This is a genomic window from Aquibium sp. A9E412 (genome assembly GCF_030398335.1).
Classification (GTDB): domain Bacteria; phylum Pseudomonadota; class Alphaproteobacteria; order Rhizobiales; family Rhizobiaceae; genus A9E412.
In genome coordinates this window covers 123,699-135,928 of the sequence record NZ_JAOAOP010000001.1, presented here as the reverse complement: position 1 = coordinate 135,928, position 12,230 = coordinate 123,699, and the positions used below count along the sequence as shown (strand labels likewise).

Annotated in this window: 14 protein-coding genes and 1 pseudogene; 11 read left to right on the top strand and 4 right to left on the bottom strand. The window is 70.3% G+C overall.

The window, feature by feature from the left end; genetic code table 11:
• Positions 1–193: 193 nt before the first annotated feature.
• Both N1F89_RS00640 and N1F89_RS00635 read left to right on the top strand, forming a co-directional pair.
• Positions 194–922 (top strand): AzlC family ABC transporter permease, encoded by a 729-nt coding sequence (locus N1F89_RS00640; protein ID WP_290080498.1) that lies wholly within the window; start codon positions 194–196, stop codon positions 920–922.
• Positions 919–1,266 carry an AzlD domain-containing protein gene (locus N1F89_RS00635; RefSeq protein WP_290080497.1) on the top strand — a complete coding sequence of 116 codons (348 nt, stop codon included), beginning with the start codon at positions 919–921 and terminating at the stop codon, positions 1,264–1,266. Before N1F89_RS00640 ends, N1F89_RS00635 begins: the two co-directional genes overlap by 4 nt.
• 6 nt (positions 1,267–1,272) lie before the next feature.
• Here the strand turns inward: N1F89_RS00635 and N1F89_RS00630 are convergent, their stop codons facing one another.
• The gene (locus N1F89_RS00630) at positions 1,273–1,707 is read right to left on the bottom strand and encodes an HIT family protein (protein ID WP_290080495.1); all 435 of its coding nucleotides are present in this window, start codon (positions 1,705–1,707) and stop codon (positions 1,273–1,275) included.
• A gap of 121 nt (positions 1,708–1,828) precedes the next feature.
• On the opposite strand from N1F89_RS00630, the gene N1F89_RS00625 reads away from it, so the two are divergent.
• Positions 1,829–2,158: a multidrug efflux SMR transporter gene (locus tag N1F89_RS00625; RefSeq protein WP_290080494.1), complete on the top strand. Its 330-nt coding sequence runs from the start codon at positions 1,829–1,831 to the stop codon at positions 2,156–2,158.
• A gap of 16 nt (positions 2,159–2,174) precedes the next feature.
• On the opposite strand, the gene N1F89_RS00620 is transcribed toward N1F89_RS00625, so the two are convergent.
• The 3 genes from N1F89_RS00620 to N1F89_RS00610 are packed head-to-tail and all read right to left on the bottom strand — an operon-like array spanning position 2,175 to position 4,595.
• A complete protein-coding gene (locus N1F89_RS00620; RefSeq protein ID WP_290080493.1) occupies positions 2,175–3,374 on the bottom strand; it encodes a GNAT family N-acetyltransferase in 1,200 nt (399 codons plus the stop codon).
• Between the two features lie 40 nt (positions 3,375–3,414).
• Positions 3,415–4,125, bottom strand: coding sequence for a glycerophosphodiester phosphodiesterase family protein (locus tag N1F89_RS00615; RefSeq protein ID WP_290080491.1), 711 nt, complete (start codon positions 4,123–4,125; stop codon positions 3,415–3,417).
• A 5-nt stretch (positions 4,126–4,130) separates the two neighbouring features.
• Positions 4,131–4,595 (bottom strand): RidA family protein, encoded by a 465-nt coding sequence (locus tag N1F89_RS00610; protein WP_290080489.1) that lies wholly within the window; start codon positions 4,593–4,595, stop codon positions 4,131–4,133.
• Between the two features lie 131 nt (positions 4,596–4,726).
• On the opposite strand from N1F89_RS00610, the gene N1F89_RS00605 reads away from it, so the two are divergent.
• The 8 genes and pseudogenes from N1F89_RS00605 (at position 4,727) to rseP (ending at position 12,067) form a co-directional block, all read left to right on the top strand.
• Entirely contained in the window at positions 4,727–5,551 is an 825-nt protein-coding gene (locus N1F89_RS00605; RefSeq protein WP_290080487.1) for a cell envelope integrity EipB family protein, read from the top strand.
• Between the two features lie 173 nt (positions 5,552–5,724).
• Entirely contained in the window at positions 5,725–6,543 is an 819-nt protein-coding gene (gene rpsB, locus N1F89_RS00600; RefSeq protein ID WP_290080486.1) for a 30S ribosomal protein S2, read from the top strand.
• 117 nt (positions 6,544–6,660) lie between these two features.
• The gene (tsf, locus tag N1F89_RS00595; RefSeq protein WP_290080485.1) at positions 6,661–7,584 is read left to right on the top strand and encodes a translation elongation factor Ts; all 924 of its coding nucleotides are present in this window, start codon (positions 6,661–6,663) and stop codon (positions 7,582–7,584) included.
• Between the two features lie 99 nt (positions 7,585–7,683).
• On the top strand, positions 7,684–8,442 hold the full coding sequence (gene pyrH / locus N1F89_RS00590; protein WP_290080484.1) for a UMP kinase: 759 nt from the start codon (positions 7,684–7,686) through the stop codon (positions 8,440–8,442).
• Between the two features lie 4 nt (positions 8,443–8,446).
• On the top strand, positions 8,447–9,007 hold the full coding sequence (frr, locus tag N1F89_RS00585; protein WP_290080483.1) for a ribosome recycling factor: 561 nt from the start codon (positions 8,447–8,449) through the stop codon (positions 9,005–9,007).
• A 22-nt stretch (positions 9,008–9,029) separates the two neighbouring features.
• Positions 9,030–9,761: pseudogene (locus tag N1F89_RS00580) on the top strand (isoprenyl transferase); the annotation flags it as partial.
• A complete protein-coding gene (locus tag N1F89_RS00575; RefSeq protein ID WP_290080481.1) occupies positions 9,758–10,636 on the top strand; it encodes a phosphatidate cytidylyltransferase in 879 nt (292 codons plus the stop codon). The pseudogene N1F89_RS00580 and the gene N1F89_RS00575, both read left to right, overlap by 4 nt.
• Positions 10,637–10,927: 291 nt before the next feature.
• Positions 10,928–12,067 (top strand): RIP metalloprotease RseP, encoded by a 1,140-nt coding sequence (rseP, locus tag N1F89_RS00570; RefSeq protein ID WP_290080480.1) that lies wholly within the window; start codon positions 10,928–10,930, stop codon positions 12,065–12,067.
• Positions 12,068–12,230: the final 163 nt, after the last annotated feature.

Here is a 12,230-nt window from a genome sequence, read left to right as displayed (position 1 = left end):
TCGCGCGATGCTCTGCAGCATGCTTGCCGCAGGGCGTGCGGCGGTCCTCTTCGGCCGGTCGGCCCGGCCGATCGATCGTGCTGCAAGCGGGCGACCGGGCAGAGCCAGGGAGAGGGATCGTGGTGCCGTTCGACCGACGCGTGGCGCGACCTCGTCCGACGGCCGTCGCGCGTGCCGCCGACCGGAGCGCCCGTTGAGCGCAGCCGGACGATCCGCCCCGGGCCGCCTGCGCTGGTTCCTGCGCGGGGCGGCCGCCTGCTTCTCGATTCCCGGCCTGATCCTGGCCAGCGCCTTCGTCGGCTTTGCCGGGCTGGCGCGCGAGGCGGGGCTGACCCTCGCCCAGACGGTGTTCATGACCGCCACCGTGTGGGCGCTGCCGGCCAAGGTGGTGCTGGTCGGCGCGGTGATCGCCGGCAACGGCCTGCTCGCCGCCGCCTTCGCGGTGGCGTTGTCCTCGGTGCGGCTGACGCCGATGGTCGTCTCGCTGGTGCCGGAGATGCGCGCGCCGCGCACCCGCGGCTGGGTGCTCTACCTGTTGTCGCACTTCATCGCCGTCACCTCCTGGGTGATCGCCATGCGGGCCTTCCGCGACATTCCGCGGCCGATGCGCACGGCCTATTACGGCGGCCTCGGCGGCACGCTGGTGGCGATCAACGTCGGCGTGGTCGCTATCGTCTTCGTGATCGCCGAAAGGCTGCCGCCGCTGGTCTCGGCCGGCCTGTTCCTGCTGACGCCGCTCTACTTCCTCACCTCGCTGTGGGGCTCGGCGCGCGAGCGGGCGAGCCATGTCGCGATGCTGGTCGGCCTGGCGCTCGGGCCGCTGTTCCACCTGATCGTCCCCGACCTGGCGCTGCTCGCCGCCGGGCTGACGGGCGGCGGTCTGGCCTATGCCTGGCACCGGATGCGCAGGGGGCGCCCGTGACCTTCGAGGCGATCGACGCGTGGTGGTGGCCCTACGCCTTCATCCTGCTCGCCGGCTGGCTGGCGACCGATGCCTGGCGCTTCCTCGGCGTCTATCTGGGCGGCCGCATCGCCGAGGAATCCGACCTTCTGGTGCTGGTGCGCTGCATCGCCACGGCGCTCGTCGCGGCGGTGATCGCCAATCTGGTGGTGTTTCCCAACGGCGCGCTGGCCGGCGTGCCGCTCGCCCTGCGGGTCGGCGCGGCGGCGGCCGGCTTCGTCGCCTATCTCCTCGGCGGCCGGCACATCATCGTCGGCGTGCTGGCCGGCGAGGCGGCGCTGTTCGCCGGCATGGCGCTGCTGTGAGGCGCGTCAGCCGGCGTCGGCGAGCGCCGCGCGCAGCGTCTCCGCCTGCGCCTTGAGCCTGTCCTGATCGGCCATCTCGCCGGTGTGCGGGCGCAGCGGCACCCCCTCGAAGCGCGGGATGACGTGCACGTGCAGGTGGAAGACCACCTGGCCGCCGGCCGGCTCGTTGAACTGCTGCACGGTGATGCCGTCGGCACCGAACGCCGATACCGCCGCGCGCGCCACCGTCTGCGCGGTGCGCATCACCGCGGCCAGCATGGCCGGGTCGGCATCGAGCAGGTTGCGCGCCGGCATCTTCGGGATCACCAGGCAGTGGCCGTCGCCGCGCGGCATGATGTCCATGAAGGCCAGCGTGTCCTCGTCCTCGTAGACCTTGTGGGCGGGCAGTTCGCCGCGCAGGATCTTCGCGAACACGTTGTCGTCGTCGTAGGACTGGGTCATCTGCGCCTCGCGCTTGGTCGGTTGCCGCCGCTGTTTTCGGCGCTAGAGTGGCGCCCGTCAAGCGAGCCGGGGGCGGTCGTGGCGGACGGCCGGACCCCGCACGAGGCGAAAGGGCGCGGCCGTGATCTATGTCTATCTGACCGTGGCGATCCTCTTCGAGGTCGCCGCCACGACGGCACTCAAGCAGACCGACGGCTTCACCCGGCTGACCCCCTCGGTCATCACGCTGGTCGGCTACGGCCTCGCCTTCTACTTCCTGTCGCTGACGCTGCGCGTCATGCCGGTCGGCGTCGTCTATGCGCTGTGGTCGGGCATGGGCATCCTGGCGATCACGGCGATCGGCTGGGTGTGGTTCCGCCAGACGCTCGACTGGCCGGCGCTGGTCGGCATCGGCCTGATCGTCGCCGGCGTGCTGGTCATCAACCTGTTCTCGAAGACCGTCGCGCACTGAGCGCGGGCCGGGTGCGTCAGCCCTTGCGGAAGGGCGCGTGCGCCTGGAGCAGCCGGCCGATCTCCGCCACGTCGCGCCGTTCATGCTCGAGATAGTCGGCGACGGCCCGCCGCAGGCCGGGATGCGCCAGGTGGTGGGCCGAGCGCGTGGTGACCGGCACGTAGCCGCGCGCCAGCTTGTGCTCGCCCTGCGCGCCCGCCTCGACGCGCTCGAGCCCGTGCGCGATGGCGAACTCGATCGCCTGGTGGTAGCACACCTCGAAGTGCAGGAAGGGATGGTGCTCCAGGCAGCCCCAGTTGCGGCCGTAGAGCGCGTGCGAGCCGATGAAGTTGATCGCCCCGGCGATGGCGCGTCCGTTGCGGCGCGCCGCGACGACGAGCACGTCGTCGGCCATGCGCTCGCCGATCAGCGAGAAGAAGCGGCGGTTGAGATAGGGCCGCCCCCACTTGCGGCTGCCGGTGTCCATGTAGAAGGCGTAGAAGTCGTCCCACACCGCTTCGGTGAGGTCGCGCCCGGTCAGCCAGTCGATGGCGATGCCGGCTTCCACGGCCGTGCGCCGCTCCTTCTTCAGCGCCTTGCGCTTGCGCGAGGCGAGCGAGGCGAGGAAGTCGTCATAGCTGGCATAGCCGCGGTTGAGGAAGTGGAACTGCTGGTCGGTGCGCAGCAGGAAGCCGGCCGCGTCGAGCGCGGCGATGTCGGCCTCCTCGGCGAAGGTGACGTGCGCGGACGACACGCCGAGCCGCCCGGTCAGCGTCTTCAGCCCGTCGGCGAGGGCGGCGCGCACGGCGCCCTCCGGCGCGCCGTCGCGCACCAGGAGCCGCGGCCCGGTGACCGGCGTGAACGGCACCGAGGCCTGCAGCTTGGGATAGTAGCGCCCGCCGGCGCGCTCGAAGGCGTCGGCCCAGCCGTGGTCGAAGACGTATTCGCCCTGGCTGTGCGACTTCAGATAGCAGGGCAGGGCACCGATGAGCCGCCCGTCGGCGTCGTCGAGCCTGAGATGCTGGCCGAGCCAGCCGGTCTGCCGCACCGCGCAGCCCGAATCCTCCAGCGCGCTCAGAAAAGCGTGCGACAGGAACGGGTTGTAGGGTCCCGGGCCGCCGCGCGCCGTGCCGGCGAGCGTCGCCCATTCGCCGGGCTCGAATGCGCCGAGGCTGTCGTTGACGGTGATCGTCACCGCCGCCCCGTCGTCCGCCGCCTCGCCTTTGCCCACGCTCATCAGCGGCTAGATATCGCTGCGCCGCAACACGGCAAGGCGGTCAAGGGACAAAGCCCTCGAAGGTGATCTGGTCGGCGTGCGCGGCGCTGTGCGCGGCGGTCGCCGCGTCGCGCACCGTCCAGCTTATCACCGGCATGGCGAGCCGCTGGCGGACGAACCCGACGAAGCGGTTGGGCAGATCGGCGACATGGTAGGAGGTGAAGGCGATACCGTGCGCCAGCATCGCGAAATGCGCCTCCACCGCCTCGTCGTCGCGGCCATGGGCGGTCAGCCCGACCGGCCGGTCGTCGATGCGCGCGGCCAGGTCGCGCACCAGCCGCGGCGCGAACGACATCACCGCCGCCGCGCCGCGATAGCGCGCCAGAAGCGCGGCGACCGCGGCCGGCAACGGCTCGTCGTGGCCCTCGGCCGCCTTGAGCTCGATCACCAGCGGCACCCGGCCGGCGACCTCGGCCAGCATGGCGGCGAGCGTCGGCACGCGGTCGGCCGTGCCGCCGACGGCAAGCTGGCCGAGCGCGGCCGCGCTGCGCTCCCACACCATGCCCTGCGTGCCCGTCAGCCGCTTCAGCGCGTCGTCGTGGAAGACGACGGGCGTGCCGTCGGCGGCGAGCTGCACGTCGCACTCGATCGGATAGCCGGCCGCGCAGGCGGCCGCGAAGGCCGACGGCGTGTTCTCCCAGCGTGTGCGGTTGAGGTCGTGCAGCCCGCGATGGGCGATCGGCCGCCGGGTCAGCCATTCGATTGCCGCCATGCCGCTCAGTCCGCCTCGATCAGCGCCTCGATCTCGACCGGCGCCTCCATCGGCAGCGAGGCGGTGCCGACCGCCGAGCGGGCGTGGCGGCCGCGTTCGCCGAGCGCCGCGACCAGGAAGTCCGAGGCGCCGTTGGCGACGAGGTGCTGCTCGGAGAAGTCGGGCGTCGAGGCGACGAACACGGTGATCTTGGCGATCGCGCGAATCCGCTCCAGGTCGCCGAGCGCGGCGCGCGCCTGGGCGAGCACGTTGACCGCGCACCATTTGGCCGCCAGCTTGCCCGCTTCCGTGCCCAATTCGCGCCCCAGCACGCCCATCGCCATCAATTTGCCGTCCTTGATCGGCAACTGCCCGGAGGTGACGAGCAGGTTGCCGATCCGGGTGAAGGGAACGTAGTTGGCCGCCGGCGCGGCGGCCTGCGGCAGCTCGACGCCGAGTTCGAGCAGCCGCTTTTCGATGGTCCTCTCCATGGATACCCCCGGTCTTCGGTGATGCGCTGGCGCGCCGGCCTCAAGGCTTGCGTCACGGCCGCCGCGGTGCTTTGACCGTGATACAGGAACACGGGCCGCTGCGACAGGCCGGCCGAAGCGGAGTTTGCCGAATGCGCAGTTGGCGCCCCCTGATTCTCACCGCCACCGGACTGCTGGCCGCGGTGCCCGGCGTCGCCGTGGCCGGCGGCCTCGTGCCGCACCGCGCCGTCTACGATCTGGAATTGGAGCGCGCCAGCGACCGCTCGGGCATCGGCGCGATCTCCGGCCGACTCGCCTACGAGTTCTCCGGCTCGCGCTGCGCCGGCTACACGGTGACCTTCCGCCACGTCGCCGAGATCCAGACCGACGAGATCGCCCGCATCACCGACCAGCAGACGACCACCTTCGAGAGCGGCGAGGGCGATCTGCTGCGCTTCGCCACCCGCTCCTTCGTCGACCAGTCGCTCGAGTTCGAGAGCCGCGGCACCGCACGCGCCACGCCCGAAGGCACCGAGGTCAGCCTGGAAAAGCCGGAGGCGGGTACCTTCACGCTGCCGCCGGCGCGGTTTCCCACCGCCCACCTGCTCGAGCTCATGGAGAAGGCGGCCGCCGGCACGACCTTCTACGAGGCGCCGATCTACGACGGTTCGGGCGACGCCGACGAGGTGATGACGACGACGGTGGTGATCGGCAAGCCGGAGACGCTGGCCGCCGACGCGCCCGAGCACGCGGTGCTGGGGGAGCTGGCCGACGAGCCGTTCCGGCCGGTCACCATCGCCTATTTCGACGCCGCGAGCACCGGCGGCGAGCAGACGCCGAGCTACCATATCGGCTTCAAGCTCTACGACAACGGCGTCAGCGCCGACCTGACGATGGACTACGGCGAGTACGCCATCGCCGGCCGGCTGGTCGACCTGGCGACCTTCGAGCCGGACGCGGAGTGCGCGCCGGACTGACCGGCGCGCCGCCGCCGGGCGGCGCTTGCATTGGCCGGCGGTTGCCTCTATATGCGCCGGCATTCCACACACGGACCATGGTATCTGACCGGGAGACATCCGGCTGACGCCTCCGGTGGCGGCGCTGCCGCCTTGCGGTCCGTGGAGGTTCGAACCGGAAAGGAAGACGACAGATGGCTCTGCCAGACTTCAGCATGCGCCAGCTCCTGGAAGCTGGCGTCCACTTCGGCCACCAGACGCACCGCTGGAACCCGAAGATGGCGCCCTACATCTACGGCGCGCGCAACAACGTCCACATCATCGATCTCAGCCAGACCGTGCCGCTGCTGCACCAGGCGCTGACCGTTGTGTCCGACACGGTGGCCAATGGCGGCCGCCTGCTGTTCGTCGGCACCAAGCGCCAGGCCTCCGAGATCGTCGCCGACGCCGCCAAGCGTTCGGCCCAGTATTACGTCAACGCCCGCTGGCTCGGCGGCATGATGACCAACTGGAAGACGATCTCGCACTCCATCCAGCGGCTGCGCAAGCTCGACGAGCTGCTGTCCGGCGAGGCTTCCGGCTTCACCAAGAAGGAGCGCCTCAACCTGGATCGCGAGCGCGACAAGCTCGACCGCGCGCTGGGCGGCATCCGCGACATGGGCTCGACGCCCGACCTGATGTTCGTGATCGACACCAACAAGGAGGCGATCGCGGTGCAGGAGGCCAAGCGGCTCGGCATCCCGGTGGTCGCGATCGTCGATTCCAACTGCGACCCCGACGAGATCGACTATCCGATCCCGGGCAACGACGACGCCGCGCGCGCCATCACGCTCTACTGCGACCTGATCTCGCGTGCCGCCATCGACGGCATCGCCCGCCAGCAGGGCGCCATGGGCGTCGACATCGGCGAAGCCGAGGAGGCGCCCGTCGAGCAGGCCGTCGAGACGCCGGCCGAGCCTGCCGCCGAGGCCGCGACGCCCGCGCAGGCCGAGAGCGGCCAGAAGGACGCCTGAGCCGGCGGGGCCGCGGCCCCGCCTTCGGGCACGAGAATCTGCGACAGCGAGACCGGCGCACCCGGACCCCATCCCGGTGCGCCATCTGTTTGAGACGGTGGGATTGAAGAGGCAGCGATGAGCATTTCTGCGGCACAGGTCAAGCAGCTCCGCGACATGACCGGCGCGGGCATGATGGATTGCAAGGCGGCGCTGGCCGAGACCGGCGGCGACATGGACGCGGCGGTCGACTGGCTGCGCAAGAAGGGCATCTCCAAGGCCGACAAGAAGGCCGGCCGCACCGCGGCCGAGGGTCTGATCGGCGTCGCCGCCGAGGGCACCGCCGCGGTCGTCGTCGAGGTCAACTCCGAAACCGACTTCGTGGCCCGCAACGACGCCTTCCAGGACATCGTGCGCAAGGTCTCCGAGGTTGCGCTGACGACCGACGGCAGCGTCGAGGCTCTCGGCGCGGCGCCCTATCCGGGCGGCGAGAAGTCGGTCTCCGACACGATCAAGGACGCGATCGGCACGATCGGCGAGAACATGGCGCTGCGCCGCTCGGCCAAGCTGTCGGTGTCGGCCGGTGCGGTCGCCACCTATGTGCACAACGCCGTGGCCGACAATCTCGGCAAGATCGGCGTGCTGGTCGGCATCGAGACGAGCGGCGACGCGGAAGCCGCGCGCGCCTTCGCCCGCCAGGTCGCCATGCATGTGGCGGCGACCAACCCGCTGGCGCTCAACGAGAGCGAGGTCGACGCGGCCGCCGTCGAGCGCGAGAAGGCGATCTACTCCGACCAGGCGCGCGCCTCCGGCAAGCCCGAGAACATCATCGAGAAGATGGTCGAGGGCCGCATGCGCAAGTTCTACGAGGAGGTGGTGCTGCTCAAGCAGGCCTTCGTCATCAATCCCGACCTGACGGTGGAGAAGGCGCTCAAGGAGGCCGAGAAGGACATCGGCGCGCCGGCCACGCTGACCGGTTTCGTGCGTTTCGCCCTCGGCGAGGGCGTCGAGCGCGAGGAGTCGGACTTCGCTGCCGAGGTGGCGGCCGCCGCCAAGAAATAGGCCGCGGCCGGACGGTGAATTGCGCTGCGGGCGCCGGGTGACATCCCGGCGCCCGTCGTGTATCGCAGGGCCAGTTCCGCAACCCCCGCAGAGGTCGCCATGCCGCAAGCCCCCGCCTATCGCCGTGTCGTCTTGAAGGCTTCCGGCGAAGCGTTGATGGGCAAGCAGGGATTCGGCATCGACGTGTCGGTGGTCGACCGCATGGCCGCCGACATCGCCGAGGCGCGCGCGCTGGGCGTCGAGGTCGGCGTGGTGATCGGCGGCGGCAACATCTTCCGCGGCGTCGCCGTCGCCTCCAAGGGCGGCGACCGGGTGACCGGCGACCACATGGGCATGCTCGCCACGGTCATCAACTCGCTGGCGCTGCGCACCTCGCTGGTCAAGATCGGCGTCGAGTCGGTCGTGCTTTCGGCGATCGCCATGCCCGAGCTGTGCGAGAGCTTCTCGCAGCGCCAGGCGACGCACTACATGAACGAGGGCAAGGTGGTGATCTTCGCCGGCGGCACCGGCAATCCCTTCTTCACCACCGATTCGGCCGCCGCGCTGCGCGCCGCCGAGATCGGCGCCGACGCGCTGTTCAAGGGCACGCTGGTCGACGGCGTCTACTCGGCCGATCCGCGCCGCGACGCGGCCGCCGTGCGCTATGAGCGCATCAGCCACGAGCGCGTGCTGCGCGAGGGCCTGGCGATCATGGATACCGCCGCGATTGCCCTTGCGCGGGAGAACCACATTCCGATAATCGTCTTCTCGATTCACGAAAAAGGCGGGTTCGGGTCGATTCTGCGCGGCGAGGGCCATTGCACGATCGTCGCCGACGAACCTGCGGCCGCCCAGCAGGCGGAAACGGCAAGGGGTTGATCCGATGACCGACGGGGTGGACTTCAAGGACCTGCAGCGCCGCATGGACGGCGCCGTCAACGCCTTCAAGCACGATCTGGCGTCGCTGCGCACCGGCCGCGCCTCGGCCAACCTGCTCGATCCGATCCAGGTCGAGGCCTACGGCACCGCCATGCCGATCAACCAGGTGGCCACGGTCTCGGTGCCCGAGCCGCGCATGATCTCCGTCGCCGTGTGGGACAAGTCGATGGTGCAGGCCGTCGACCGGGCGATCCGCGAATCGAATCTCGGCTTCAATCCCATCGTCGACGGCACGACGCTGCGCATCCCGCTGCCCGAGCTCAACGAGGAGCGGCGCAAGGAGTTGGTGAAGATTGCGCATCAGTATGCGGAGAACGCGCGCGTGGCGGCGCGCCACGTGCGGCGCGACGGCATGGAGCATCTGAAGAAGGCGGAGAAGGACAGCGAGATCAGCCAGGACGAGCTGCGCACGCAGTCCGACAAGGTGCAGAAGATGACCGACGACGCCATCGCGGCGATCGACCGGCTGCTCGGCGACAAGGAAGCCGAGATCATGCACGTTTGACCGGACGGCCCGCCGTCCGAGCAAAGAGGAAATGGCGGTGAAGCCGGTGCATGTCGCGATCATCATGGACGGCAACGGGCGCTGGGCGCGCGCCCGCGGCCTGCCGCGCACGGCCGGCCACCGCGCCGGCGTCGAGGCGCTGCGCAACACGGTGCGCGCGGCCGGCGACATGGGCATCCGCTGGCTCACCGTCTACGCCTTCTCCTCGGAGAACTGGTCGCGGCCGAAGTCGGAGATCTCCGACCTCATGGGCCTGCTCAAGCTTTTCATCCGCCGCGATCTGGCCGAGCTGCATCACAACGGCGTGCGCGTGCGCATCGTCGGCGAGCGGCACGACCTCGAGCCCGACATCCGCGCGCTGCTCGAGGAGGCCGAAAGCCTGACGCGCGACAACGACGCGATGAACCTGGTGATCGCCTTCAACTACGGCTCGCGCAACGAGATCGCCGCCGCCGTGCGGCGGCTGGCGAGCGAGGCCGCGCGCGGCGTGCTCGACCCGCAGGGCATCACCGCCGAGACGCTGGGCGCCTATCTCGACACCGCCGGCATTCCCGATCCCGACCTGATCATCCGCACCAGCGGCGAGCAGCGCCTGTCCAACTTCCTGCTCTGGCAGGCCGCCTACAGCGAGTTCGTCTTCCTGCCCTGCAACTGGCCGGATTTCGGCCGCGCCGACCTGGCCGCCGCCATCGACGCCTTCGCCGCGCGCGACCGCCGCTTCGGCGGGGTGGACGCCCGCGAAGCCGTTTCATGAGCCAAGGGGAGAGCGGCGACGCCGGGCCCGGGCCGGGCGCGCCGAAACGCCGCACGCCGGGCAATCTGCAGCTTCGCGTCGCCTCCGCGCTGGTGCTGGCGGCGGTCGTCCTGGCGCTCACCTATCTCGGCGGCGCCGCCTTCCGGGTTCTCGTCGCCGCCGTCATCGTCGCCGTGTTCGCCGAGTGGACGGTGATGGCGCGGCCGCGCGCCGACCGCACGACGCGCTGGCTCGCCGCGCCGCTGTTCGCGCTCGTCGTCGTGGTGCTGCTGTTCGGGGCCGGGCCGGCGCTCGCCTTCGGCGTGCTGGCCGCGGCGGTCGTCGTCAGCCTGGTCTATGCGCTGGTGCGCCGCCGCGACTACTGGATGGTCACCGCGCTCGCCTATGCCGGCGTGCCGGGCCTGGCGCTGGTCTATCTGCGCGGTGCCGATGCGCCCGGCCTCGTCGCGGTCTTGCTCCTGTTCGCGGTCGTCTGGGCGACCGACACCCTGGCCTATTTCTCCGGCCGCGGCCTCGGCGGGCCGAAGCTCGCGCCGCGGGTCTCGCCGTCGAAGACGTGGAGCGGTGCGGTCGGCGGCGCGCTCGGCGGCATGGCGGCCGGCCTGGCGGTGGCGCTGATCGCGGGAAGCGGCGTCGGCCTTCCCGCCATCGCCGTGCTGGCGCTCGGCCTGTCGGTGGTCGCCCAGTTCGGCGACCTGTTCGAATCGGCCGTCAAGCGGCGCCACGGAGTGAAGGATTCGAGCCACCTCATTCCCGGTCATGGCGGCATGATGGACCGCGTCGACGGTCTTCTCGCCTCCGCCGTCGCGCTCTATGTGGTCGGTGCGCTTCTGTCGGGTCCGCAGACCCCGGCGCACGGTTTCTTCGCGCCCTGAGGGCTGCTAGGGCATGGCGCGGCCGCACGGAATCGCTTTGCGTGCGGCGCGACAATCCGGATGGGCCATGATGTCGGCAGGCGCCGTGTCACACGCTTCGCTATCGTGCCTCGCCGCGTTTCCGGGCGAAGCGGCAGCCGCTTCGCCGTCTGGAGGCGCGGCGCGACGACGGCCGGGAGCCGGTCTGCGGTTCCGTGACAGGCAGGGCGGCTGCGGAGCGGGCGCCACGGATTCGCCCGTTTTGGGCTCAGACTGCGTGCCGGCGGCAGCACTTGGTGGGAAGGGGCGGCCTTGACGGACTTGCTTTCGACGCTGTTTGCCACCGACGGGCTTTTGATCGGCACCCTGGTGCCGTTCCTCTTCGTGCTCACGGTGGTCGTGTTCGTGCACGAGATGGGCCACTATCTCGTCGGCCGCTGGTGCGGCATCGGCGTCCAGGCCTTCTCGATCGGCTTCGGGCCGGAGATCGTCGGCTTCGACGACCGCCACGGCACGCGCTGGAAGCTGTCGGCCATCCCGCTCGGCGGCTACGTCAAGTTCGTCGGCGACGTCGCGGTGACGAGCGAGCCGGACGACGCCGAACTGGAGTCCCTGTCGCCGGAGGAGCGCGCCGTCGCCTTCCACACCCAGCCGGTGTGGAAGCGCTTCCTCACCGTGCTCGCCGGACCGATGTTCAACTTCCTGCTGACCATTGCGGTCTTCGCGGTGATGTTCGCCGTCTTCGGCCGGTTCGTCGCCGAGCCGACGGTGGCCGAGGTGCGGCCGGACAGCCCCGCGGCGGAGGCCGGGTTCGAGCCCGGCGACCGTTTCGTCTCGGTCGACGGCACCCGCGTGGAGACCTTCGGCGACGTGCAGCGCCTGGTCTCCGGCCGCACCGGCGACGCGCTGGTCTTCGTGGTGCTGCGCGACGGCGAGGAGGTCGAGCTGGTCGCCACGCCGGAGGCGATGGAGCAGACCGACGCGCTCGGCAACACCGTGCAGATGGGCGTCATCGGCGTCGTCAACAACGAGGAGCTCGGCCAGCCGCGGCTTGTCGAATACACGCCGCTCGCCGCGCTCGGCGAGGCGGTGCTGGAGACCGGCCGCATCATCGAGCGCACCGGCCAGTTCCTCAAGCGCTTCGTCGCCGGGCGCGAGGACCGCTGCCAGCTCGGCGGGCCGGTCAAGATCGCCGAGATGTCCGGCCAGGCCGCGCAGCTCGGCTTCGAATGGCTGGTACAACTCGTCGCGCTGCTGTCGGTCGGCATCGGAATTCTCAACCTTTTGCCGATCCCCCCGCTTGATGGCGGGCATCTTCTGTTCTACGCCATCGAAGCGCTGATCGGGCGTCCGGTGCCCGAGCGCGTCATGGAGATGGTCTACCGGGTGGGCCTGCTCCTGGTGCTGATGTTCATGGGGTTCGTCTTCTGGAACGACATCTTCGGGTGCTGACGGACGGACGCGGGGGACATTGAGGGGTTGTTTACCATGCGGATCGATAGGCGTGACGCGAATGCCACGCGCTCGGGATTAGTAAATGCGTTTTAACCAGAAGCCTTGCGTGTATGGAAAATCCGGCTATTACGGTGGGGACTTAGACCGCGATGGCCGGTTT

Bases quoted from the DNA above. Each gene is read 5' to 3' on its own strand.
- N1F89_RS00575 (WP_290080481.1), top strand. From the start codon at position 9,758: ATGAGCCAAGGGGAGAGCGGCGACGCCGGGCCCGGGCCGGGCGCGCCG.
- N1F89_RS00615 (WP_290080491.1), bottom strand. From the start codon at position 4,125: ATGGCGGCAATCGAATGGCTGACCCGGCGGCCGATCGCCCATCGCGGG.
- pyrH (WP_290080484.1), top strand. From the start codon at position 7,684: ATGCCGCAAGCCCCCGCCTATCGCCGTGTCGTCTTGAAGGCTTCCGGC.
- N1F89_RS00610 (WP_290080489.1), bottom strand. From the start codon at position 4,595: ATGGAGAGGACCATCGAAAAGCGGCTGCTCGAACTCGGCGTCGAGCTG.
- N1F89_RS00630 (WP_290080495.1), bottom strand. From the start codon at position 1,707: ATGACCCAGTCCTACGACGACGACAACGTGTTCGCGAAGATCCTGCGC.
- tsf (WP_290080485.1), top strand. From the start codon at position 6,661: ATGAGCATTTCTGCGGCACAGGTCAAGCAGCTCCGCGACATGACCGGC.
- frr (WP_290080483.1), top strand. From the start codon at position 8,447: ATGACCGACGGGGTGGACTTCAAGGACCTGCAGCGCCGCATGGACGGC.
- N1F89_RS00605 (WP_290080487.1), top strand. From the start codon at position 4,727: ATGCGCAGTTGGCGCCCCCTGATTCTCACCGCCACCGGACTGCTGGCC.
- rpsB (WP_290080486.1), top strand. From the start codon at position 5,725: ATGGCTCTGCCAGACTTCAGCATGCGCCAGCTCCTGGAAGCTGGCGTC.
- N1F89_RS00620 (WP_290080493.1), bottom strand. From the start codon at position 3,374: ATGAGCGTGGGCAAAGGCGAGGCGGCGGACGACGGGGCGGCGGTGACG.